The organism is Enterocloster sp. OA13, from assembly GCF_022440595.1.
GTDB lineage: Bacteria > Bacillota > Clostridia > Lachnospirales > Lachnospiraceae > Enterocloster > Enterocloster hominis.
Genome location: NZ_JAKNTF010000001.1, coordinates 5,803,044 through 5,826,047, shown reverse-complemented (window position 1 = coordinate 5,826,047; position 23,004 = coordinate 5,803,044). Strand labels below are relative to the sequence as shown.

Genomic DNA, 23,004 nt, shown 5'->3' with positions numbered 1-23,004 from the left:
TTGATTCATCCATTGTATCTGATTCCTTACGTATTTTCAATGCATTTTCAACGGTTCGCCCAAAAACCCCCTGAAAATAGGTTGAGCCGGTAGAAAAGGCCTCCTGCCAATCCCACCGGCTTATATATATGTGCATCTATATGAAAAGCTCTGACTGCTTGTTTATGGTTAAAGTATACCTGGGATTTGTGACCTAAGTTTGACCAGTTACTAAATAGTTTATAAAGAGACTTAAGAAAATATGACATTATCTTTTGAATATCTTTTATTTTCTTTTATTGACATATAATATTATATGCTGTATAGTATAAATATATTATACGACATATAATATGACGAGACAAATAATATTCAACCAACAGAACAGAGGGGTGCTTATGATATTCAACACAGGATCTGCACTTTTGGACGCAATCGTACTTGCTGTGGTCTCAAAGGATGCGGATGGAACATACGGATACAAGATTACCCAGGATGTGAGGTGCGCCATTGACATATCCGAATCCACCCTATATCCCGTGCTCCGGCGCCTTCAGAAGGAGGACTGCCTGGAGGTTTACGACATGGCCATTGACGGCAGGAACCGCAGATATTATAAGATTACGGAAAAAGGGAGGGTACAGCTGAATTTGTACCGGGGTGAATGGGTAACTTATTCACAGAAGATATCCCAGATATTTAAGGAGGCTAACCTATGACCAGGGATGAGTTTATGAAGGAGCTTGCGTATCTCTTACAGGATATTCAGGACGAAGACAAGGAAGACGCGCTTCAGTATTACATGGATTACTTTGATGAAGCCGGGACGGACCGTGAAGCCGATGTGGTACGGGAGCTTGGAAGTCCTGAACGGATTGCCTCCATCATCCGCTCCGATATCGCAGGAAATCTGGAGGACGGAGGTGAATTTACGGAAAGCGGCTATAAGGATGAGCGCTTCAGGGATCCCAATTATCAGGTTGTCAAGCGGTATGACCTGCCTGAGGGCAGGGAACCGGAGTGGCAGGAATCACGCCGGGATGGCAGGGAACGCCAGGATGGCTGGCAGGATAGTGTCCACGGCGCACAGGGCAACAGCTGGCGGGATAACGTCCACGGCTCACAGGGCAGCAGCTGGCAGGATAATCCCCACGGCACACAGGACAGCCACGGCAGCTGGCAGGATAATCCCCACGGCGCACAGGGAAGCCACGGCAGCTCCCGTCCCAGGACCAGCGGTCCCCTTAAGGTAATCCTGTGGATCATCCTTATCATCGTAGCCGTACCCGCACTGCTGGGCATCGGCGGAGGCGCACTGGGGATTGTGGCCGGACTGATTGGCATCCTGGTGGGTGCGCTGGTACTCATCGGGGTCCTGACCATCGCCATGCTCATAAGCGGTGTTGCCATGGTGCCCTATGGAATCGTGCATATATTCATGCACCCGTTAAACGGATTCCTCATATCAGGAACCGGCCTTATGTTCCTGGGCGTGGGAGTGCTTTTACTGGCCCTTGCGGTGTTGTTTTACGGAAGGTTCATCCCTTTCCTCATACGCAGCATTGTCAATAGCCTGAACCGTCTGCTTCACGGAAGGAGGAAACCATGAAAAGATTTATCAAGATCTGCGCGCTGACCGGACTTATACTCCTGCTGGCAGGAATCGGCATCACCTCTGTATCCGCGGCCCTGGGAGGCAGGTACTCAAGCTATCTGCCCCGGCGCATCTGGTCCATGGTATGGGATGATGACGATTATATGGATCATGGATGGAATGATGATTTTTCCGATACCTGGAATTCCGGTAAAGGCTGGGTCAGCTGGACCGAGGACACCCTGCGGCCGGACGGGAATCATGACCAGGATCCCGGTGCATTTTCCTCCACAAGGAAACTGGATATAGACGTGGATAAATGCATCCTGCGCGTATATGAAAAGGAAGACATTTCCCAGATAGAAGTCAATGTAAATGATAAGTACAACGCCACCCAGTGCTACATGGATAAGGACACCCTGAAAATCAAGCGGGAACAGAAACACCGCCGGGGCGAGGATATCCGCATAGAGGTCCTGGTTCCCACGGACTATGAGTTTGATAAGATTTCCGTGGACATAGGCGCTGCCGAATGCCAGTTCAGCCAGATACACACCAACAAGCTGGATATTGACACAGGTGTGGGCGCTGTTACCTTTACCGGAACAGTGGCCGGGGATGTGGAACTGGAAACCGGGGTCGGGGATGTGACCCTGAACCTGGCCAATCCTGAACAGGATTATAATTACAGGATTGAATGCGGCGTTGGCACCATTCGGGTGGGCGGTTCCAGCTATACCATGCTGTCCCACGAAACCCATATCAACAACAACGCACCCTACAACATGGAACTGGAGTGCGGCGTTGGCTCAATAACCGTTAACTTTAGCGATAGCGTATAGATAAAGGAGAATTACCATGGAGAAAAAATTATACCGTTCCAATACGAACAAAATGCTGTGCGGGGTATGCGGCGGAATCGGGGAGTATTTTAACATTGACCCCACCATCGTGCGCCTGATATGGGCCATCTTCATCTGCTCCGGCCCCGGTATCCTGGCCTATTTCATCGCGGCCCTTATCATACCCTTGGACGAGGGTTAAGACGCTGCCTTATCCAGTCCAGTATATACTGGAACACAAGGGGCAGGGTGATTGCCCACAGCAAATAAAATACCCTGAACTGAGGCAGGTCTTTTGGGAAATAACAATACCAAAGGTCTGCCTTATATTGTTCGAAGCTGAACCCGGAAAACAGCGGCGTATATTTGGCAAATGCCGCAAACACGGTCTTCAGGGCCATCAGCGCCATGATGTGGTGCATCATCACCGCGTATGTATGGCTTCCGAAATAGCGGACTGCCGGGCTGTCCTTCAGTGCAGCAGCCGCTGTGCGGGATACCCTGAGCCAGAATGCGGTTCCGGTGGCAGCTGTTATGTAAGGGAGGATATATCCTGTAAAACCGTTACAGAAAGCAACGGAGTAAATCAGGGGACGCCCCCATACGGCCAGCCCCAGCTGGATGATCATGAGGACCCCGAAGTACCATATGCCGGGCACCCGGTCCTTTTCCTCCAGCTTCTGCCTGTACAGTGTGCCCCACTGGTAACAGGGAAGCAGGAACATCATCCGTACCAGGGTCAGCCAGCCCTGCCCATACCTGCCGCTTAAGGCCAGGCTGATGCCTCCTATTCCAATCCCCATATACACAGCCGTAACCGCATATTCATTCCCCGCCGCCTTCCCAAGGATACGCCGCAGGAACACATTGGCCATCTCCACCAGGAACAGGGCCGGAACAAACCAGGCAGCCAGGTTATATTCAAACTGGTGTCCTGTCATGAACGGTTCTATGAACAGGTTATGCAGGTTCAGGCTTCCCCCAAAAGCAAACCCGGCCCCGTGAAGGAACTGGGTGATGATTCCATATACCAGGTTATAGACCATGTAAGGCCCCAGAAGGCGGACCGCCTTCCTCTTCGCATACGCCCTAAGACCGGCCTCACTGCCCGGCCGGAAAAAGTAGCCTGATATGAAGGCGAACAACGGCATGTGGAAGGAATAGTAGGGGAACAGGCCTCCGATATCCAGGTAGCTGTTATTTAAATGCCCGTCCACCACGAAAAACATGCCCAGGGCGGACAGGACGGCAAACTGCATGTTGATGGTATTCCCTTTTATCTGTTTCCCGGAAGCGGGAGCTGTATTTTTCATGTCCGGCATAGGTTCCTCCACTGGTATTACGGTTCCATATCATTCTTTGTAGGATAGTATAATTCATATATTACGTGAATGCAACCTGTCATGGTAACCGTGGCCCACCTCGTAATCACCGTAACTCATCCTCTCCCCTTTATCCCCTCCATGAACCGCCCGAAATCCGGGCACCGTATACTCTCCTCAATCTTCTCCTTATGGCGGTACCATTTCCCCAGAAAACTGTATATCCCATTCCTGAACTCATAGCTGCCGTCCGACACATTCATGAATATGATGACCTTCACATACTGCCGTTCCCACAAAAACGGTTCCTTTGTGAAGGTCACGTGCACGAACGGGGTGAGGAAGGGGTTCTCCGCCCTTATAAGCGCAACCTGGTTCCCCAGTTCCTGACCGAACCGCTCCACATTTTCATATAATATCCTTGCCTCCCCAAAGTCCATCATCTGCATCTCGCAAAGGGTGTCAAACAGATATTCAAAGTACGTATCCGGCGTGTCCGCCTCTGCCCCTGTCACCCACAGGCTGCGGTCCATGAACTCGTCAATATTAAAGGACTCCAGGGGCAGGGATGTAAGGGCCTCCATGATATCGGAAAAGCTTTCCACGATGTTGCAGCCCGTATGGATCCATCTGACATAGCCGGGAAGGAAATGCAGGGGTACGGTTGAGACAATCACCTCATTGCCGGTAAACTTCATGGACTTCAGTTCATCCACCCTGCATGTCAGGAGCGTGTTCACATAGTTTCCAAACAATGCCTGCAGTTCTGTAAAATACATCACCGACTCCGCCCTGCTGCCGGGACATACCAGTATCAGCGTCTTGTTCTGCCGTTCCCCGTACGTGACGATACACATGTTAAAATAAACAGCCAGATATCCGAACTCATTGGAATTCACCTTAATGTCAAGTTCCTGTTCCAGCACCTGGACAGCCACATTTGCCACATCCACTGCCAGCGGGTAGTTGCAGAAGGTATCATTGAGCACCGGATTCTCAATCAGGATACGGTTCCTGCATCGCTGCGCCATACGCGGCAGGTGAAGCTTTAAGTAATGGGCCAGCTGCTCCTGCCCTGAGAAACGCAGTCCGAACTTCTCCTCTATCCTCTGAAACATCCTGCGGATCACGCCGTCAAACCGGTCATCCTCCGGCCCTGTCTCTTCCTTAAGGCTTCGGAACTGGAGCATGCAGGCCATGTTATGGATTTCTATATCAGGCATGGAAATGCCCATTGTCTCCCGCAGACCGTCGCCTATACTGACCGCCATGTCCATGAACTGGCGGGATACCTGAAGGGAGCTGTCAAATTCCACCTCCTTCCTGAACCGGCACCTCTGGGCCGCTATGTAAATCTGGAGGGCCAGCTCCCTTACCACGGCTTCGGGATAACTGACGCACAATGCGTCCGCCCTGGACTTAAGGATGTGCTGTATCTGGCTGATCCGCTCTTCACCGGGGCCTGTACCCGGGGTCTTCTCCCATTTCCCCTCATTCCGGAAAAACAGCTCTGCCATACAGCGCCTGAGCGCTGTCTCAGTCCCCTGCAGGCGTATCCCCTTATGGGATGCGTGGACCACCTTCAGCCCATAAAGCTCCAGCAGCCTGCGGACCTGCCTCATGTCCTGGTTTAAGGTGGAACGGCTTACATAGAGTATCTGCCTCAGTTCTTCCATGGTGATATAATAATCCAGCGCCAGCAGCTTCCCCGCAATATACTCCACCCGTTCCGGCCCGGTGTCCGGTATACGGTCAGACCGCTCATACTGCATCTGTTCCATCAGCAGGCTGAGGGGCTTTAACCCTTCCCCGTCATTGAAGGCAAGGCGGTAGCCCGCGCCCGGCTTTGACATAATGCGCATATCATAATCTTTTAAAAGTTCATTCAGCTTGGCCATATCCGTTTTAACGGTCCTCAGGCTGACACCTGTCTCCAGGGCCATTTCCCTGCTGGTAACAGGTCCTTCCCTGTCCATCAGCAGGTGCAGATACTGCTTCTGACGCTTCATCAAATACATAGCCTGTTACCTTTCCGCTATTCCAGCCGGACCGGGACATCCTCCGGCAGATCGCGTATCTCAAATTCCATGTCCTGTTCCCTCAGTTTTTTTAACGCCTGCAGTTCATCCGAGGAACTCTCCCTCACGCTCCCCACGTTCACACGGACCAGCCCCTCCAGACTGGGCGCCAGCTTAAGAAGCTGGGAAAATGTCCCAGCCACCATGATGACCGGTTCCCGGGAGTTCCTGTACTGCACAGCCGCAGCCCTGGCCTCCTCCACATCCAGGAACACCAGCTCTGCCTGGGAAGGGCAGGCCATGTTAAGTAGGCTCTGGGCAAAATAATCGAATCTAAGGCCATTGTCAATTAAGACAATGACCTTAGCACGTGTTGCATTTATCCACAGTAACGCTTTTTTTCCATAAAGGAAGCTGTCATCCACACGAAGAAGTCTTATCATCCGTCATACATACCTCAGGGTCTGTTTGAACCTTCATCCGCATCCAAGTAACCCGTTCACCCACACCATCTGTTCCCTTGAACGTTCCAGCATATCCTCCATGCCCTCCCTGGATGGCATGGAACCGCTTAGGATTGTCTCTATCACAAAAGGAAGGTTAACTCCTGCAAATACCTGGAACTGTTCCCTTCCGGCCCATAGCTCCATAATCTTCTGGGTCACGCTCCCTCCCAGAAGATCCGTAAATACGATGACCGGTTCCCCAGGCGCAAAGGAGTTTAAAAGCCGCTCCATGTCCTCTGGAAATTCTGAATCTTCCATGTAGGCGCACACTGCATGAAGTCCCTCCACCTGGGTTACCAGGCGTATGGTGTCCACATATCCCAGCGCCAGCCTGCCATGGGTTGCTATTATATACTGCATATTCCGTCCCCCATGTTAAGATTCAAACCGCACATTCAGCTCTTTGCCCGCATCGTCATGATTGGCTACCACGGAACTTAACCCCATATCCCTGGCAGCAACATGGCTTAAGACCTGGAACGGGATCAGATACTCAATGGCTGTCAGGAATTCACATTCCACAAAATCACTGACAATGGAATGCCCGTCCGTCACCGGGTCATCCGGGGACGCCACCATGAAGCAGTTACGGGTATGCCTCCTGCACCACAGGACAAGCTCATCCATCCGATTCCTCTCCGGTTCCCTGGGACACAGGAAGAACAGCACGGTCCCTTCTTTTACAGGCTGGTTCTGACCATGCATGAACTCCTCGCACTCATAACTCATACAAGGCTTTAATGTGGTTTCCAAAAGTTTAAGCCCGCCTTCCACCGCAGTGGCATAGTTGGCCCCATATCCCAGGAAGGTGAAGCTGTCAGCTTCCAGTAAGACCTGTTTATGGGCTTCATACCATGAAAGCGTGCGCTCTGCTGCCAGCGCCACACTTTGGGGCAGGGCTGCAAATGCTTCCAAATACCCGTCGTACTCACTCTTCACGATCCGTCCAAGGGCATATGCCGCTTCCACCACACAGAGCATCAGGATAGCCATGGAAGCCACATGTCCCTTTGTCTCCGGAAAGCTCTCCTCATCCCCGCTCCGTTTCTCTATTACTATATCACACTCCCTGGCCAGTACGCCATCCCTTAAAAGCGTTGTACATATAACCGGTATTCCCATTTCCCTGGCCTTCCTTGCAACATACACCGGACCTCTGGTGCGGCCTGACTGGGCCGGGCATATGACCAGCATTTCTTCCGGCTTATACATGCCGTTAACATTAAATCCGCTGTGGTTCATGAACAGGGTGGGGTAGCTTGTGGCTGCCTCCACCTTAAGAAGCTTTTCCATCATGAAGCCCACAACAACACCTGCATTATATGGGGAACCGTGGCCGCTTAAATACACCCGCTTCACCGGGTGGGTCATGAAATGCTTCACAAAATCCCCGCAGTAATACTCCCTGTTGTCCAGGATTTCCTTTATCACATCCGGCTCTGCCTTAATACAATCCATCATCGCGTTTTCATTCATATCCATATTACCTTTCTTATCACACAATCAGGAATCCTGCCGCGCCAAGGACCAGCCCCACAACAACCGTCACCAGGATGACAATGGCGGGTTTTACGTTCCTGCTTCTCATGAGCCAGGCCATGAACAGGGTAACGCCCAGGGGAAGCAGCCTTGGGAAGATGCCATCCAGGATTTCCTGTATATTGATGACCGATTCACCGATACTGAATTCCACACCGCAGGTAACCCCCACATAGGAAGCGGTCATGGCTCCGATTACCGTCAGTCCCACAATATAGGCCGCCTCTGTCAGTTTCTGCAGCAGCCCTCCTTCCTGCATGAAGCTGATGAAATTCTCGCCCAGCTTATACCCCAGTGTCAGGCCATACCAGCGCACCAGAAGATGCGGGATATTAAACATCAGCACAAACAGCACAGGACCCAGCAGATTCCCTTTCAGGGCCAGGGTGGCGCCCACGGACGCTGCCACGATACGGAAACAGCCCCAGAAAAAGGTATCCCCGATTGGCGCCAGCGGTCCCATCAGGGCCGACTTAACCGCGCTGATGGTCGGTCCCATGTTCTTATCCTGGCTTCTGGCATTCTTCTCCTCAAGGGCGGTCACGATGCCTACCACAAAGTTGGTAATCTGCACGGTCAGGTTAAAAAACTCGGTGTGCCGTTTACAGGCTTCCACATACGCCTCTTTATCGTCCTTATACAGTTTCTTTAGCAATTTGGTCAAGGTAAATGCAAATCCAAGGGCCTGTTGGCGCTCCGCGTTATAGGATGCCTCATGGCAGAAGGAACGCCAGAATATGGTTCTAAGGTCACTTTTCGTTACAGATATCTCTTCTACTGCCTGGTTCATCTTCTGCTCTGCCATCAAAAATCATCCTCCTCACTTACTTCATCTTTGGTTGTCATGAAACGGAATGCCGCAAATGCCACTGCCAGCACGGTAACTGCCATGATATCGACACCGAAATACACTGCCAGCGCAAAACCTATGAAATAAAACGGAAGGAACCTCCTGTCCCACATGATATTAAGCAGCATTGCAAAACCAAGTGCGGGAAGCGCTGCCGCCACTACATCCAGGCCGCTGAGCACAGCCTGAGGCAATGCATCGACCACTGCCCCGATTGTATCTGTCCCAAGGGCCACTGCCAGGAACACGATCCCGCTGGTGATGACCGCCTTAATAATACCTGCCCCTATATGGATTGCATTAATGCCCTCAATATTACCCTCTGCCGCAAACTCGTCCACCTTATGCATTGCAAAACTGATGGCAACCTCGCAGGCCGTAGCCACATATGCACAGAGGATACCGGTAGGAATGGACACGGTCAGGGCCACCGACACATCCGCGCTGCTGAGCACGGCATAGGCGGTGCCTATGATTGCGCCTGCCGCAACATCCGACGGCATGCTAAGCCCCAGATACATGATCCCCATCCATGTCAGTTCCAGCGTACCCGCCATAATAAGGCCTGTCTGCAAATCCCCAAGCACAAGGCCCGTCAGTGTGGCAGTAACCAAAGGCCTGTTTACCATTGCATCACCCAGGAACTTATTGCTGGAGTATGCAAAAAATGCTACCAATGCTACCAAAAAAGCTTGAAATACCATATATTTCCCCCTCCTTCATCTATCTGAACCATCCCCTACAGATACTTTGTAATATTAACAGATTTCTCAGTCGGCACCGTATAACAGCCAATCTCAACCCCCATGTCCAGCATTTTCTTAAAGTTCTCAATATCCTGGTCGCTGACAGCCAGATATTTGGTCAGAAGCTTCTTACCCGGCTCAGTCTTCATAAGCGCTGCGTTGAGGCTGCGCAGATACGGGACCTGTTCCGCCAGCGCAAGGGCATCGTCCGTTGTCTCCACCAGCAGTTCAATGCTGTACTTTTTAACATTCTCACTGTTTAAAAATGCAGCCGCCTCAGCAATCGGCACAATCCGTGTCTTCACAGACTTAGGCGCCGCCAGCTTAATCAGGTTCTTGCGCATATCATCCGCCGCCACCTTATCCCCGGCCACCAGAATCATGTTCGCCTTCAGCTTCTGTACCCACAACACCCCTGTCTGCCAGTGGAGCAGACGATAGTCAATGCGGAACAGCTTTACATTGTCCATAAACCTACCTTCCTTTCGATAAATTGCATAACAAATCCTGTTTACACAAGAAATTATACAGCAGTTTGTACAGTGTTTGAATTGATATTTTTTCACTAGGGATGGTGCAAATGGGTGGGATTTAAGGGCGGGATTTAGGGGCGGGGATGGGAGGGGTGCATCCGTTCGTGAGTAGAATGGGGCTGGGGGGAGGGAGGCGGCTGCGGGGCTAGCAGCTCTAGAGCTCTGGGAACCGGCTAAATACAAGAGGCTTCTGCCCAAACTCACGCTTAGATACTTCCTGCCGTCAGTTATCGGGTTCAGACAAAGGGCGCCAGCCTCTTAACGCCGGTTCCCACAGCTCAAGACCTGCACGCCCCTGTAGATGCCTCCCTCCCCCCAGCCCCATTCTACTCACCCGCTACGTTTTTATCGCCTCCACTCCACCTAAACCAAAAGTAAAAAAATAATCTCCTGCACAGTCTATTCCATACTTATGAGTCCGTACTTATAGATTCCATGCTTATGGTTTCCGTATTTATGGTTTCCGTACTTATTGGCTTCCGTACTTACGGTTTCCGTACTTATGGCTTCCGTACTTATGGTTTCCGTACTTGTAGGTTCCGTATAATAGCCGCACCTAGCTCTTGACTGGTTAAATCAAATAGCCACGCCTCTCCCCCCTCCTGCATCTCCCCTTACGCCAGCGCCCAATCCTCAAGTGCCGGGTATTTGGCGCATGTAATGGTTGGAGTATGCAGTCCGGGGAGGGGGACAGGGCGGGGTTGGGCTTTAGGGGGAGCGGACGGTGGCGGGGGGATTCCTTAGGGCGGCAGGGGTGCGGACGCTTAGTGGAGGAGGGTGCAGCTTCTTAGGTTCTGGCAATATAGAAGACGGGGGTGGACGAATGCATCAAAGCATAAGTCCAAGGTGCTCTGAGCTGAGAAAGTCCTTCAGGATTTCTCAGCGAATAGCACCGGTCCCCCGTCTTCTATATTGTCAGGGCCTTAGAAGCTGCCCCTCCGGAACTCAGCGTCCGCGCCCCTGCCGCCCTAAGGAATCCCCCCGTCACCGTCTGGTCCTCCTAAAGGCAAAGCCCGGTCTGTCCCCCTTCGCGGACGTAGCCCTCACGACCTACCCACATCCGCCAAACACCCCAACCATCCCACAACCGTCCCCATCCGTGCAATCCGCTCCGTCATGCTGTCCAGGCACAGATATTCCTCCGGGGAACACATCATGCCGCCCACCGGGCCAAGGCCGTCGATGGTGGGCGTGCCGATGTCGGCCACGAAGTTTCCGTCGCTGACCCCTCCGGTGACAGCGGTGAGATATGGGATTCCAAGCTCCTGGCTGGCTTCCTTCACCAGTCCCTGAAGCATCGCGCTTCCCTCCACCTGCACAAGGGGCGGACGGTTCCTGGTAAATGTGTACTCTGTATGTACCCCATCGATTTCCACCTGTTCCAGGATATCCCTGACACGGCGGATAAGCATTTCCCCGTCCTCCTTGGTCCTGTAGCGCAGGTCGATGTCCATCTCTGCTGATTCAGCCACCACGATGCGGTTCTCCCCGCCTTTTATGGTACCGATGGTCACGGTGCTTCCTTTGTCAAAATCATTGAGCGCCCTCAGCTTTACTATTTTCAGGGCCAGTTCCTCTATGGCATTGCGGCCCTTCTCCGGTTCGATGCCTGCATGGGCCGCGCGGCCCGATGCATGGACGTGGAAATAACAGTTGCCTTTGCGCTCAATCACAATGGCTCCATTTTCCCGGGCTCCCTCTGTTACAATGCACCAGTCCGCCTTCCTGCCCTCTTCGATGATCCGCTCCTGAACCGCATGGCTTCCTGCTTCCTCGTCCCCGCTCATGAGCACTGTCACCTCCGGCACATGGTCCACGCCCAGGGCATAGAGCGCCTTAAACGCATACAGACAGCCAACCAGACAGGCCTTCATGTCCACGACTCCCGGGCCTGTGGCTATGTTTCCTTTTATTGTAAATGGATTGGCCTTGGCGGACCCTTCCGGAAACGCGGTATCCAGATGGCAGATCATAAGTACTTTGCCGTGATTCCTGCTGTCTCCGGTCTGGGGGCTTTGGCTACCGCCATTTTTCAGGCCTGTGCCGGATTTCCTGGCGATTACGGCGTTTCCGCAGTTTTCGTGTTCCAGGATTTCCACCTGGAATCCTTCTTTTATGTATTCCTGGGCCATGATGGATGCAACCCTGTCAATCCCTTCCTTACAGGCGGAACCGCTGTCTATGTTCACCAGGCGTTCCAGCAGTTTAAGCATTTCATCATAGTTTGTATCCAGATATGATTTAATATCCTTACTCAGCATGACCTAGTCTGCCCCTTTCTTTTTCTTTTCTTCCTGCTCCAGCGTCATGATTCCAAACCCAGTGCCCGCGCATACCAGGGCCATGATTACGCTGAAGAAGCAGAAAAATGCATATGGCAGGTAATCAATGGTGGCAATCCCCAGTGCGCCGGACGCATATGCGCCTGCCGCTGACCATGGAATCAGTGCCACCACACATGTGCCTGAATCCTCCAGGGTACGGGACAGGTTCCTGGCGGCCAGGCCCATTTTCTTATAAACCGGCGCGTACAGCTCGCCCGGGATCAGTATGGTAAGGAAATCACTTCCCGTTGCAAGGGCCATGGTGATGGTGGACACGACCGTGGCCGCAATCAGCGTGAACCGTGTCTTTACAACATGCATCAGGTGTTCCAGTATCACATCCAGACAGCCCGCCCTGGCAATGATCCCTGCAAAGGAAAATGCGCACAGGATTAAAAGGATGGTCTCCTGCATGGAGTTCATGCCTCCTCGGCACAGAAGCTTCTCAATCTCCGGCAGGATAAGGGATGTATCCGTGCTTTTCACCATTTCCATGCTGAACCCGCTTACGGACGAGGCAAATACATCCGTAAATGTAAATCCCTGATAGAACACGCCTATAAGACAGGCAACCGCGCTGGATATGAGCATGACCGGGATGGTCGGTTTCTTGGTAATGGACCCGTAAAGAATGATGATGATGGGAACCAACAGCAGGATATTCCAGTGATAGATGGAGCTTAAATTAGCCATCATCATATCCACCTTTTCAGAGTTGGCAAGCCCGGCCGCGCTGGTGTTAAGCCCCAGCACCGTATACAGTATGATGGCTCCGATGGCGGCCGGGACCGTTGTGTAGAACATGTGCTGGATATGCTCATACAGGGTGGAACCAGCTGCCAGGGGCGCCAGGTTGGTGGTGTCTGACAGAGGGGACATCTTGTCGCCAAAGTACGAACCGCCAACCACTGCGCCTGCTGTGATGGGAAGGGAAAGCCCCAGCCCCTGGGCAATGATGACAAGGACCACGCCAATGGTTCCCATGGATCCCCAGGATGTTCCTGTACAGGTTGATATGACTGCGCAGATAATAAAGGATGTGACATAGAAAAACTTGGGATTCACAATCTGGATCCCATAATAAATCATCATGGGAATGGTTCCCGAAAGCATCCATGATGATACGATGATACCCACTGCCAGCAGAATCAGTATGGTGGGCATGGCCTTGGCAATCTTTTCAGAGACACCTTCAATCATATCGTCCCAGGTCACACCCAGATGGAATGCGACCATTGCCGTGAAAGCCGCCGACATGACAAGCATGGCCTCCTTGGGAAAGCCGAAGATCCCGTATCCCACGGTAAGGATGAGCAGCATGGCAATCAACGGAAGCAGGGCTTCTGCAAATGTAGGTTTCCTTTGTTCTCTCTTCTTCATACTCTTGGCTCCTTTTCTATTTTCCCATCCAGGTCCTTATTCCAAAAAAGGGCATATTCCAGCCGCCAAAACTGAATTATGCACCTTTGCAATAACCACCTGATTGAGTTTCTTATGGTTCAATGTTATACTATAACAGACACCAATACAATTGATAATTTGCCAATCTGTTATAGTACAGACAGAAGAAATGAATAAGAGGACCGTGTCCATGCTGAAATACGAAGAGATTGTCTCCTACATTGAAGAACATATTGAAGACCAGACATTCAAACCTAACATGAAGCTTCCTTCCCTCCGGGAAATGGCGGAACATTTCTCCACCAGCGTGGGCACCGTCCTGTCAGCCTACAAGTACCTGGAGCAGCGGCACAAAATCTATTCCATACCCAAAAGCGGCTACTATATCGTGGGAATCACGGACAGCCGCGGTTACAAGAAAAACTCCATGATTGACTTTTATTCCGGCGCGCCGGACAGCCGGTATATCCCATTCCATGACTTCCAGCACTGTATTGATAAGTCCCTGGACCTGTGCAGGGAAGTCATCTTTACCTATGCCGATGTGCAGGGCCTCCCCCTGCTCCTTGACACCCTGGAAAAACAGTTCAAGCAATACCAGATTTACACCAGGGCTTCCAATATCGTGGTCACCTCAGGTTCACAGCAGGCGCTTGATATCCTGTGCCGTATGCCTTTCCCTAACGGCAAAAAGACGGTCCTGATTGAACAGCCTATTTACTATGGCATGATTAAGAGCATTTACCTGTGCAATACGCCTGCCATTGGAATCAGCCGTGGTTTTAACGGGGTGGATTTTGAGGAACTGGAGCGCCTGTTCTATTATGGTGACATCAAGTTTTTCTACACCATACCAAGATACCATAATCCCACGGGCCATTCCTACACCAAAGGGGAAAAGCAGGAGCTGCTGCGCCTGGCCGGCAAATATAATGTCTACATCGTGGAGGATGACATCGCTGCTGATTTTGACACCAATTCCAGGAATGACCCCCTGTTTTACTATGATTCCTCAGACAAGGTAATCTACATCAAAAGCTTTTCCAAGGTCCTGATGCCGGGCCTGCGCGTATGCGCCCTCATCCTTCCTGACCTGATTAAGAACACGTTCCTGGAATATAAGGAGTGGACCGACACCTATACCTCCATCCTGTCCCAAGGCTCCCTGGCCGTGTATCTGGGAAGCGGCATGTTTGATAAGTATCAGGACAGCATCCGCCGCCTTTACATGAACCGCATGGGCATACTGAAGGAAACCGTCCGTGAGAACCCGGCACCTGGCCTGGAATGGAACATACCGGATTCCGGCTTCTTTGCATGTGTCAAACTAAAAAAGGACACGCCCTTTGACAAAATACAGCCCATGCTGTTCAAAAATAATATACGCCTCATGGACACCAGCAAATTCTTCCTGAAGGAATTCCGCAACAACCACTATTACCGGGTCAGCGTCAGCAAGGCCAATGAAGATGAAATACGGGCCGGGATACCTAAGTTAATCCGTATACTGGGGCGGTATAACTGAGGGGCGGTGAATGGTGGCTACGGACCGTGGAGGACGGCTTTGGTATCCGCATAAAGAATCATCCCTAAACCGCCCCTCACGCCGCCCCCTTCAAAACAACGTCTGCTGCTCATACTCACAGGACTTTGAAAGCCTGGCTGGCACCTGCTCCAGCATTCCCTGGAAACCGTCCTCATCCATTATCCAGTCCCGCACCTGGTCCCGCTCCAACACCAGAGGCATACGGCTATGGACCGGGGCCATGGACTGGTTAGCCTGTGTGGTCAGAATCACAAAATGGTCCCCATCCTCGTATTTACTGTAAAACCCGGCTAAAAACAGCACCTGTCCGTCTTCCCTGGTAAAGGTGTACTTTTCCTTACTCTGATTCCACTCATAGAACCAGGAAACAGGCACAGCCACACGCCTGTGGCTCACGCTGTCCCGGAACATACGCTTTTCAAGCACGGACTCCGACCTGGCATTGAACACCAGCCCCTTGCCGCCCGGCGCCTTAAAACCCCAGCGCATTTTTTGGATTCCAAGAAATACCGGGGCCGGGGAGACATTTCCCCGTTCAACATTTCCCCGTTCCGCACTTCCCCATTCCACACTTCCCCGTTCCGCATATCCCTGCGCCGTATGATCCCGTATTGTGATGACAGGCGCCACATCCCCCGGATGCATGTCCTTCTCCAAAAGCCCCAGTTCCAGCTTCCAATCCCCAGGTTCTACCAATTCCCTGATTTCATCGAGTAAATCAACGCTGAAATAATATCTTCCGCACATCCTGCCGCCTCCTGTCCTGAATCGGATACCGATATATGATGCTTCTCTGTAGTATTATATATCCAAATCCGTCAAAATCAATGCACTTCCATAAACCCCCTGCCCCAACCCTGCCCCAACTGTTACGGTCCCCTGCGGTTACACACCGGAACATACCATACCCAATACAACGAAACATAAGCAGTACAAAAAAGGAAGGCCGTCACGCATATCCGTGGCAGCCTTCTCTTTTCTACTACAAATTCCCTGATACGATTTCCTTAATACAATTTCCTAAATACAATTCCCTTAGTGCGGCTTTCTTAATACAATTCCCTTAACCAAAATCCTTAAATCAGAACCCTTTAATCAATTCGCTATTCTTCGGCTCAAACCTTCCGGTAAAGAAGCGGAGTACTTCCGGCTCATACACCCATTTAAGTCCGCTGATATCATGTCTGTTCTGATACAGCTGGATGATTGCGTCAGCCACATAGTCCAAATGTGCATATGTATAAACCCTTCTCGGAATGGTCAGGCGGATGGTTTCCAGCTTCGGGACATGGTTCTCCCCGGTCTTTGGGTCACGGCCTGCGGAAATGATTCCGCGTTCCATGGTCCTTACGCCGGAATACTCATAAACAGCTGCTGCCAGGGCCTGGGCCGGGAAGTCCTCTTCCTGGTTCAGATGGTCAAGGAATGCGCGTGCATCCACGAAGATTGCATGACCGCCGTAAGGCTTAACCATTGGCACGCCCGCTGCATCCAGTTTCTCTCCCAGATAGCGGATCTGGTTGACACGGTGGCTGATATAATTGAATTCCATGGATTCCCTGAGGCCGATTGCCATGGCCTCCATATCCCTTCCGGCCATTCCGCCGTAGGTAGGCATACCTTCAAACTGTACAACTGTGCCGCAGGCTTTGACATATAAATCCTTGTCATTCATGCACAGGAAGCCGCCGATGTTGGTTAAGCAGTCCTTCTTACCGGACATGGTGCAGCCGTCGCCGTAGGAGAACATCTCATGGACGATTTCCTTAATGGTCTTGTTCTCGTAGCCCTTTTCCCTTGTCTTGATGAAATACGCGTTCTCAACACACCTTGTGGCATCGAACATCACCTTGATGCCATACTTGTGGGCCAGCTCGGAAACAGCTTTGATATTAGCCATGGCAACCGGCTGTCCGCCCGCCAGGTTAACGGTCACTGCGAGACAGATATATGGAATCTTATCAGCGCCCACTTCGTCAATCAGGGCCTGGAACTTATTCAGGTCAATATTGCCCTTGAAATCAAGGATTGCGCTGGGGTCATGGGCCTCGTCGATAATCACATCGCGGAAGGTTGCGCCGTTACGCTCCTGATGGAAACGTGTGGTGGTGAAATACATGTTGCCTGGTACATAATCCCCCGGCTTGATGGTAAGCGTGGAAAGGATATTCTCTGCGCCGCGTCCTTGGTGGGTAGGCACCACATACTTAAATCCGAACAGCTCCTGTACCGTTGCCTCAAGGTGATAGAAGTTCTTGGATCCGCCGTAGGCTTCATCACCTAACATCAGCCCTGCCCACTGTCTGTCGCTCATTGCATTGGTTCCGGAATCAGTCAGAAGGTCGATGAAGCATTCCTCTGACCTGAGTAAAAAGGTGTTATATCCTGCTTCCTTTATGGCTGCCTTCCTCTCTTCCTTGTTCAGGTTGCCCATGTGCTCTACCATTTTGATTTTAAAAGGCTCCGGTGCAAAATTCATCATATCCATATTTAAATCCTCCTAATAATATTATAATATTGGTTTATTTAACTGCCGGACAGCCAGAGGCTTCCCCAGCACGTTTTTTAATGTAATTTTCTTCATAATCCTTTAAAGCCGCGATTGCCTGCCCTGACAGCGGGATAATGGCAATCATGTTGAATATGGTCATCAGGCCTACCCCCAGGTCTCCCAGGTCCCATACAAAGGAATAGGCTGCAACCCCGCCTGCAAAAAGCATAAGCAGTGCAAATATCTTATAGCAGGTCTGGACCGCCCAGGTATCCCCAAACAGATATGCCACATTGGACCTGGCATAGAACAGGATACCCACGAAGTTGGAAAGGCTGAACATAAACAGGATGACCGCTATGAAGATAACCCCGACTTTCCCCAGGTGGTAGTTCATGGCCGCCTGAAGCAGATCCATGCCCACCAGTCCCTGTGTCACCTCACCTGGCGCCAGCAGCATGATGAATGCAGAGCAGCTGCAGATGACCAGCGTGTCAATAAATACGCCCAATGACTGAATCAATCCCTGTTTCGCCGGATGGTTTACCTCTGCCGCCGCGGCCGCACATGGCGCTGATCCGCTTCCAGCTTCATTGGAAAACAATCCCCGCTTCACCCCGTTCATGACCACTGCCCCAAGTCCGCCGCCCATAATGGGCTTAAGACCAAAAGCCTGTGAGAAAATGCCGCCAAACACGGTCGGCATATATGTAATGTTCTTAAGGATGATGAACATTGCAATGATAAAATAACTGCATGCCACAACGGGGACAATCCTGTCTAAAACCTTCACCGTTGCATTTCTCCTAAGGACAATCAGGGCTGATATGGCCACCAGTACCACAGTGGTGGTAACCTGTGGGATGTTAAATGCGTTCTTAAACGCAGAGGTTACGGAATTAGCAACCACCTGGCTGATCCCGGCCCAGCACAAAAGGCCTGACAGGGCAAATGCAATACCCAGAAAAGACAGCCTGCATCCTTTTGTATAATAGGTCTGTTCATCACTGGCAATGTATTCCGCTTCCCTGTGCACATCCTGTACAAAGGCGTCTTCCCGTTTTATTTTTGTGATGATCCGGATACGGTCCATGAAGTATGCGGGGCCGCCCCGGTATCCACCATAGAGGGGATCCTTTTCCTTGTAAATCTGCGCCAGCGTCGATTCAATGAAAGCGCTGGATGAACCAATCAAAGCTGTAATCCACATCCAGAACACGGCTCCCGAGCCCCCGAAGGAAATCGCTGCCACCACGCCTGCCAGGTTCCCCATACCTACCCGTGTGGCAGTGGCTATAATCAGCGCCTGTACTCCGGAAATAGTGTCCTTATCCTTACTGCTGTCCTTCTCCAGCGTGGCCCGTATCATCTCGGGAAACAGCCGGAATGGTAAAAATCTTGTTTTAAATGTGAAGTAAAGGCCTGCCGGTATCAGCAGAAGTACCAGAAGTGAAATACCAAACTGGGTTTCACCGTTTGAAAACTGTAATATGAATAAGTCACCCCACAACAGTTCATTTAACGATGTCACTACCTTTACAAACACCTGTGTGATCCGGTCAACTATAACCATCCCCCCTACCCTCTTTTATATTAGTTTTTGCTGCTGCATCCTGCATCTGGTCCCCGGTCCTTCTTTGATGTATGATGCGATGTGTGATGCATCACTTGTGATTCTTATTATACAGCATTTTAAACAATAGTCAAGGGGGATTTTAAAATAATTTTGAAATTATGCACATTCCCATAGTTTTATTGCATTTGACCCAAATGTGTAGTAGAATAAGCATAATTATGAAGGGAAGTTGGTGGATACTGAAAATCTATGGCTGAGAACATTATAAAACTCACATTAAGTGAACAGATTTACAACATCTTAAAAGAGGATATCCTTGCAGGGACCATACCGCTTGGCGCCAAACTCACGAACCGGGAGCTGCAGGAACGTTTTCAGGTTTCCTCCACCCCCATAAGGGATGCCATCAATAAGCTGAACCAGGATGGCCTCATTGGCGAAGTGACCAAAACCGGCGCCCAGCTGATTAGTTTTGATTTTGAATACTCCGGTGAACTGAATGAATTCATCCTCGCCCTGTCCTGCGAGGCCGTGGCCCTTTCATCGCGCAGCAACCACACCCGCCAGGTAACGGAAGAGCTTTACCGCAACTTAGAGGCCATGACTAAGGCCCAGGATGACGAGGCATATTTTGACGCGGACTACCGCTTCCACAAGGCGTTCTTCGATTACTGCGGCAACCGTTTCTTAAAAGAAACCTACAAGAGGTACAACCTGATACGGTTCCTGCTGATGCGGCACGCAGTCCGCACCCTGGAGCACAGGACTTCCGCTATCCAGCAGCACAGGCTGATTACGGAAGCATATGAGGATGGGGATTATAAGCTGGCGGAGAAGCTGACGGAAGAGCATTACCGGTATGGTGTGCATCTGATTGATGAGAACAAAGGAGAATGATGTTCTTGCCTTACCATTGACCCAATCGTGCACACAGTGTTCTGTCCGGAACATGGAAACGTTCCAGGCCAATTGAATTGCATATGAAAATGTCCCGGCACAGGATGAAACATCTCATCTTATACCGGGACATTTATGTTTACATTCAAAAGAATGGCTGCAAAAACCATCTTCCATCCTGCTTATTACAATCTCACAGCCTCCAGTATCCCTTCACTAAATGTGGGATGCGGGAATATGACCTTTGCCATATCCTCCAGCGTCAGTCCATTGACAATGGCGGCCGCAAACTGGCTGATCATATCCGTGGCCCTGGCGCACATCATCTGGGCGCCCAGGATGCACTGGGTTTCACTGTCCGCAACCACCTTAATGAAGCCGCGCTCCTGTTGGGAGAGAAGGGACTTTCCATTGGCTGACATCAGGTATTTCCTGGTGATGACAGATATGCCCTTTTCCTTTGCCTCATCCGCGGTAATCCCCACACAGCCGATTTCCGGGCTGGTGTACACGCAGGAAGGGACGATATCCAGACGGATGGACACCTCCTCCCCCGCCATATGGGCCACAGCGCTGCGCCCCTGGGCCGTGGCCGCGTGGGCCAGCTGGACGCCTCCGGTAACATCCCCTATGGCATATATGCCGGGAACGCTGGTTTCCTGATTTCCATCCGTCACGATACGGCCGCGTTCCATTGCCATATCCCTTATCTCCTGGCTGCTCTCCTCTGATATAAGCCCGCCCGTATAGGCCCTGCGGCCCGTGGCAATCAGGATGCCGTCGGCCCTGGCTTCACATACCTTGTCCTTTTCCACGAACCGGCAGATCAGGCCTTTGCCGTCCTCATCCCTTAAGATTTCCTCCACCCTGGCGCCTGTGTGGATGTCCGTGTCCCGCTTTTTCAGAATCATCTTAAGGTTCTGGGCTATTTCCTTATCCATGCCGGGCAGGATGCGGTCCAGGGCCTCGATTATGGTAACCGGATGCCCAAGGGAACTGTAAATCGAGGCAAATTCCATTCCAATCACACCGCCCCCTATGATGATTAAATGCCCGAACATGTCTTTCTTATCCAGCAGTCCGTCGCTGGTCACCACCCCCGGCAGGTCTGCCCCGGGAATCGGAGGGCAGGCCGGCACCGAGCCGGTGGCAATCAGTATGTGGTCTGTCTCCAAAAGGACCGGTCCGCCGCTTTCCGGCCGGACTGATACGTGACAGCGGTCCACTATGGTTCCTGTTCCATCATACACCGTAATTTTATTCGTCTTCATCAGGGCGGCGATTCCGGCACGCAGCTGCTTAAGGACCTCCTCCTTGCGCTTCTGCACCAGGTCCATATCAACGGCCGCCTGTTCTGTCCTGAGGCCGATGGACGGGCCTGCCTGAAGTTCATGATACAGTTCCGCCGTATGAAGGATGGTCTTCGTGGGGATGCATCCCCGGTTCAGGCAGGTCCCGCCAAGTTCACGGTTCTCCACCAGCGCCACCTTCATCCCCTTTTTGGCCCCTTCAACCGCGGCCTCATATCCGCCCGGCCCTGCGCCTATAACCACCAGATTCCATCTGTCTGCCATATAATTACCCCCGCTTCCAACTATTTACTTCCTGTTACTTCCTGTTACATGGATTCCTTTATAAGGGACAGGATGTCCTGCCTCATGCTCTCTTTGGTTCCCACCTTTTCAACCGCCGCGCACATGGCATTTTCTTCATACAGGCAGTCCCTTAATTTCTCCGCCAGATTCCCAATCAGCTCCTGGTCCATGGCATCGGAAAACACATTAACATCCTTTATCCTGCCCTCATCCACATGAAACTGCATCTGGATCCCGCCCCAGGCATACCGATGCTCCATCTCATGTTCAAAGGGGATCTTCCTGCCGTATTTCCACTGCCAGGATTCAAACTTTTCCGTCAGCGGGCCTATGGCTTCCTCTGGAAGCTCCTTCTCCTCCATCTTCCCAGCCCTCTGACCATATACTTGGGAAAATGCCTCCACCAGGGCGGCCTTCATCCTGCCCACCGTCAGTCCCGGACAGAACTCATCCAGGTTTGCCACCCGTGATTTCACAGAGGAAACGCCTTTGGACGCCAGCTTTTCCCGCGGCACATTCAGATATCTTGACATATTATCCTTGTCGGCATGTATCAGCAGGGTCCCGTGATGGTAACAGCAGTCTCCTGACTGGTAAAATGCATTGCCGGAAAATTTTCTTCCTTCAACCGTAATATCATTGCGCCCTGTTTTCTCAGCCTGGATTCCCAGCATCCTGACTGCCTCCAGTATGACCTGCAGCTGCCGGTCCACGTCATAATCCGGCTTTCTTATAATAAATGTAAAATTCAGGTTGCCCAGATCATGGAACACTGCCCCGCCGCCAGAAAGCCTGCGCACCAGGTATCCTCCTTCTTCCTCCAGGAAATTCACCCTGCATTCCTTCCAGCAGTTCTGGTTCTTGCCAATCACCACCGTATGACGGTTCTGCCACAGGAAAAGGATACAGGTCCCATCGGGCACATGGGCTGTCATGTATTCCTCCATGGCCAGGTTCCTGTAAGGGTATGTATTATCTGTTTCCAGCCAGATCAGCCTGTTAATCATTCTGCCTCCTTCTGCGGAAATACTTCGTACGCCGTATTCCCCCATGACCTTCTTCTGCCGGTGACGCTTCTTCCGGTGATGCTTCTTCCGATGACGCTTCTTCCAGTGATGCTTCTTCCGGTGATGCTTCTTCCGGTGACAAGCGTTACCCCAGATTCCAGAAAACCTGCCCGGACAGCTTTCCCGGCTGCCCAGGCAGGTTCTCTATATCGTGCCTTTAGCTTTCCCGGCTATCCAG

At 51.5% G+C, this 23,004-nt stretch carries 21 protein-coding genes; 6 read left to right on the top strand and 15 right to left on the bottom strand.

Translation table 11 applies throughout. From position 1 onward, the window contains the following. Window positions 1-377 precede the first annotated feature (377 nt). The 4 genes from MCJ35_RS26050 to MCJ35_RS26035 are packed head-to-tail and all read left to right on the top strand — an operon-like array spanning window position 378 to window position 2,617. Window positions 378-698, top strand: coding sequence for a PadR family transcriptional regulator (locus MCJ35_RS26050; RefSeq protein WP_008723478.1), 321 nt, complete (start codon window positions 378-380; stop codon window positions 696-698). Next, the gene (locus tag MCJ35_RS26045) at window positions 695-1,588 is read left to right on the top strand and encodes a DUF1700 domain-containing protein (RefSeq protein ID WP_008723475.1); all 894 of its coding nucleotides are present in this window, start codon (window positions 695-697) and stop codon (window positions 1,586-1,588) included. Before MCJ35_RS26050 ends, MCJ35_RS26045 begins: the two co-directional genes overlap by 4 nt. Continuing rightward, window positions 1,585-2,415, top strand: coding sequence for a DUF4097 family beta strand repeat-containing protein (locus tag MCJ35_RS26040; RefSeq protein ID WP_008723473.1), 831 nt, complete (start codon window positions 1,585-1,587; stop codon window positions 2,413-2,415). Before MCJ35_RS26045 ends, MCJ35_RS26040 begins: the two co-directional genes overlap by 4 nt. Before the next feature lie 16 nt (window positions 2,416-2,431). Beyond that, entirely contained in the window at window positions 2,432-2,617 is a 186-nt protein-coding gene (locus MCJ35_RS26035) for a PspC domain-containing protein (protein WP_008723471.1), read from the top strand. Here the strand turns inward: MCJ35_RS26035 and MCJ35_RS26030 are convergent. The 10 genes from MCJ35_RS26030 to nhaC all read right to left on the bottom strand — a co-directional run bounded on the left by MCJ35_RS26030 (window position 2,595) and on the right by nhaC (window position 13,633). After that, a complete protein-coding gene (locus tag MCJ35_RS26030; protein ID WP_025484517.1) occupies window positions 2,595-3,737 on the bottom strand; it encodes an acyltransferase family protein in 1,143 nt (380 codons plus the stop codon). The genes MCJ35_RS26035 and MCJ35_RS26030 overlap by 23 nt on opposite strands. 116 nt (window positions 3,738-3,853) lie before the next feature. Beyond that, window positions 3,854-5,755 (bottom strand): BglG family transcription antiterminator, encoded by a 1,902-nt coding sequence (locus tag MCJ35_RS26025; protein ID WP_025484518.1) that lies wholly within the window; start codon window positions 5,753-5,755, stop codon window positions 3,854-3,856. Between the two features lie 17 nt (window positions 5,756-5,772). Further along, window positions 5,773-6,198 carry a PTS sugar transporter subunit IIB gene (locus MCJ35_RS26020; RefSeq protein WP_025484520.1) on the bottom strand — a complete coding sequence of 142 codons (426 nt, stop codon included), beginning with the start codon at window positions 6,196-6,198 and terminating at the stop codon, window positions 5,773-5,775. A 33-nt stretch (window positions 6,199-6,231) separates the two neighbouring features. Next, window positions 6,232-6,621: a PTS sugar transporter subunit IIA gene (locus MCJ35_RS26015; protein ID WP_008723463.1), complete on the bottom strand. Its 390-nt coding sequence runs from the start codon at window positions 6,619-6,621 to the stop codon at window positions 6,232-6,234. Window positions 6,622-6,636: 15 nt separating this feature from the next. Next, the gene (locus MCJ35_RS26010) at window positions 6,637-7,743 is read right to left on the bottom strand and encodes an SIS domain-containing protein (RefSeq protein ID WP_155858441.1); all 1,107 of its coding nucleotides are present in this window, start codon (window positions 7,741-7,743) and stop codon (window positions 6,637-6,639) included. A gap of 13 nt (window positions 7,744-7,756) precedes the next feature. After that, complete coding sequence (locus MCJ35_RS26005) at window positions 7,757-8,605, bottom strand: PTS system mannose/fructose/sorbose family transporter subunit IID (RefSeq protein WP_025484522.1); 849 nt, start codon at window positions 8,603-8,605, stop codon at window positions 7,757-7,759. Further along, window positions 8,605-9,354, bottom strand: coding sequence for a PTS mannose/fructose/sorbose/N-acetylgalactosamine transporter subunit IIC (locus tag MCJ35_RS26000; protein WP_008723458.1), 750 nt, complete (start codon window positions 9,352-9,354; stop codon window positions 8,605-8,607). The genes MCJ35_RS26005 and MCJ35_RS26000 overlap by 1 nt, the downstream gene beginning before the upstream one ends. 35 nt (window positions 9,355-9,389) lie before the next feature. Further along, window positions 9,390-9,866, bottom strand: a complete 477-nt coding sequence (locus MCJ35_RS25995) for a PTS sugar transporter subunit IIB (RefSeq protein ID WP_025484524.1) — start codon at window positions 9,864-9,866, stop codon at window positions 9,390-9,392. 1,106 nt (window positions 9,867-10,972) lie between these two features. Then, window positions 10,973-12,190 carry a M20 family metallopeptidase gene (locus MCJ35_RS25990; RefSeq protein WP_051400614.1) on the bottom strand — a complete coding sequence of 406 codons (1,218 nt, stop codon included), beginning with the start codon at window positions 12,188-12,190 and terminating at the stop codon, window positions 10,973-10,975. Between the two features lie 3 nt (window positions 12,191-12,193). After that, window positions 12,194-13,633, bottom strand: a complete 1,440-nt coding sequence (gene nhaC, locus MCJ35_RS25985; protein ID WP_008723452.1) for a Na+/H+ antiporter NhaC — start codon at window positions 13,631-13,633, stop codon at window positions 12,194-12,196. Between the two features lie 211 nt (window positions 13,634-13,844). Between nhaC and MCJ35_RS25980 the strand changes: the two genes are divergently transcribed. Then, entirely contained in the window at window positions 13,845-15,179 is a 1,335-nt protein-coding gene (locus MCJ35_RS25980) for an aminotransferase-like domain-containing protein (RefSeq protein ID WP_025484527.1), read from the top strand. Between the two features lie 90 nt (window positions 15,180-15,269). On the opposite strand, the gene MCJ35_RS25975 is transcribed toward MCJ35_RS25980, so the two are convergent. The 3 genes from MCJ35_RS25975 to MCJ35_RS25965 form a co-directional block, all read right to left on the bottom strand. Continuing rightward, the gene (locus MCJ35_RS25975; RefSeq protein ID WP_025484528.1) at window positions 15,270-15,947 is read right to left on the bottom strand and encodes an SOS response-associated peptidase; all 678 of its coding nucleotides are present in this window, start codon (window positions 15,945-15,947) and stop codon (window positions 15,270-15,272) included. Between the two features lie 334 nt (window positions 15,948-16,281). Next, on the bottom strand, window positions 16,282-17,688 hold the full coding sequence (locus tag MCJ35_RS25970; RefSeq protein ID WP_081739128.1) for a tyrosine phenol-lyase: 1,407 nt from the start codon (window positions 17,686-17,688) through the stop codon (window positions 16,282-16,284). Window positions 17,689-17,722: 34 nt separating this feature from the next. Next, window positions 17,723-19,264, bottom strand: coding sequence for an alanine/glycine:cation symporter family protein (locus MCJ35_RS25965; protein WP_050927349.1), 1,542 nt, complete (start codon window positions 19,262-19,264; stop codon window positions 17,723-17,725). 252 nt (window positions 19,265-19,516) lie between these two features. Here MCJ35_RS25965 and MCJ35_RS25960 point away from each other — a divergent pair, with 252 nt between their 5' ends. Next, a complete protein-coding gene (locus MCJ35_RS25960) occupies window positions 19,517-20,164 on the top strand; it encodes a GntR family transcriptional regulator (protein ID WP_025484530.1) in 648 nt (215 codons plus the stop codon). 185 nt (window positions 20,165-20,349) lie between these two features. On the opposite strand, the gene lpdA is transcribed toward MCJ35_RS25960, so the two are convergent. Then, window positions 20,350-21,738: a dihydrolipoyl dehydrogenase gene (gene lpdA / locus MCJ35_RS25955; RefSeq protein WP_025484531.1), complete on the bottom strand. Its 1,389-nt coding sequence runs from the start codon at window positions 21,736-21,738 to the stop codon at window positions 20,350-20,352. Between the two features lie 44 nt (window positions 21,739-21,782). Then, window positions 21,783-22,766, bottom strand: a complete 984-nt coding sequence (gene lplA, locus MCJ35_RS25950) for a lipoate--protein ligase (protein WP_025484533.1) — start codon at window positions 22,764-22,766, stop codon at window positions 21,783-21,785. Window positions 22,767-23,004: the final 238 nt, after the last annotated feature.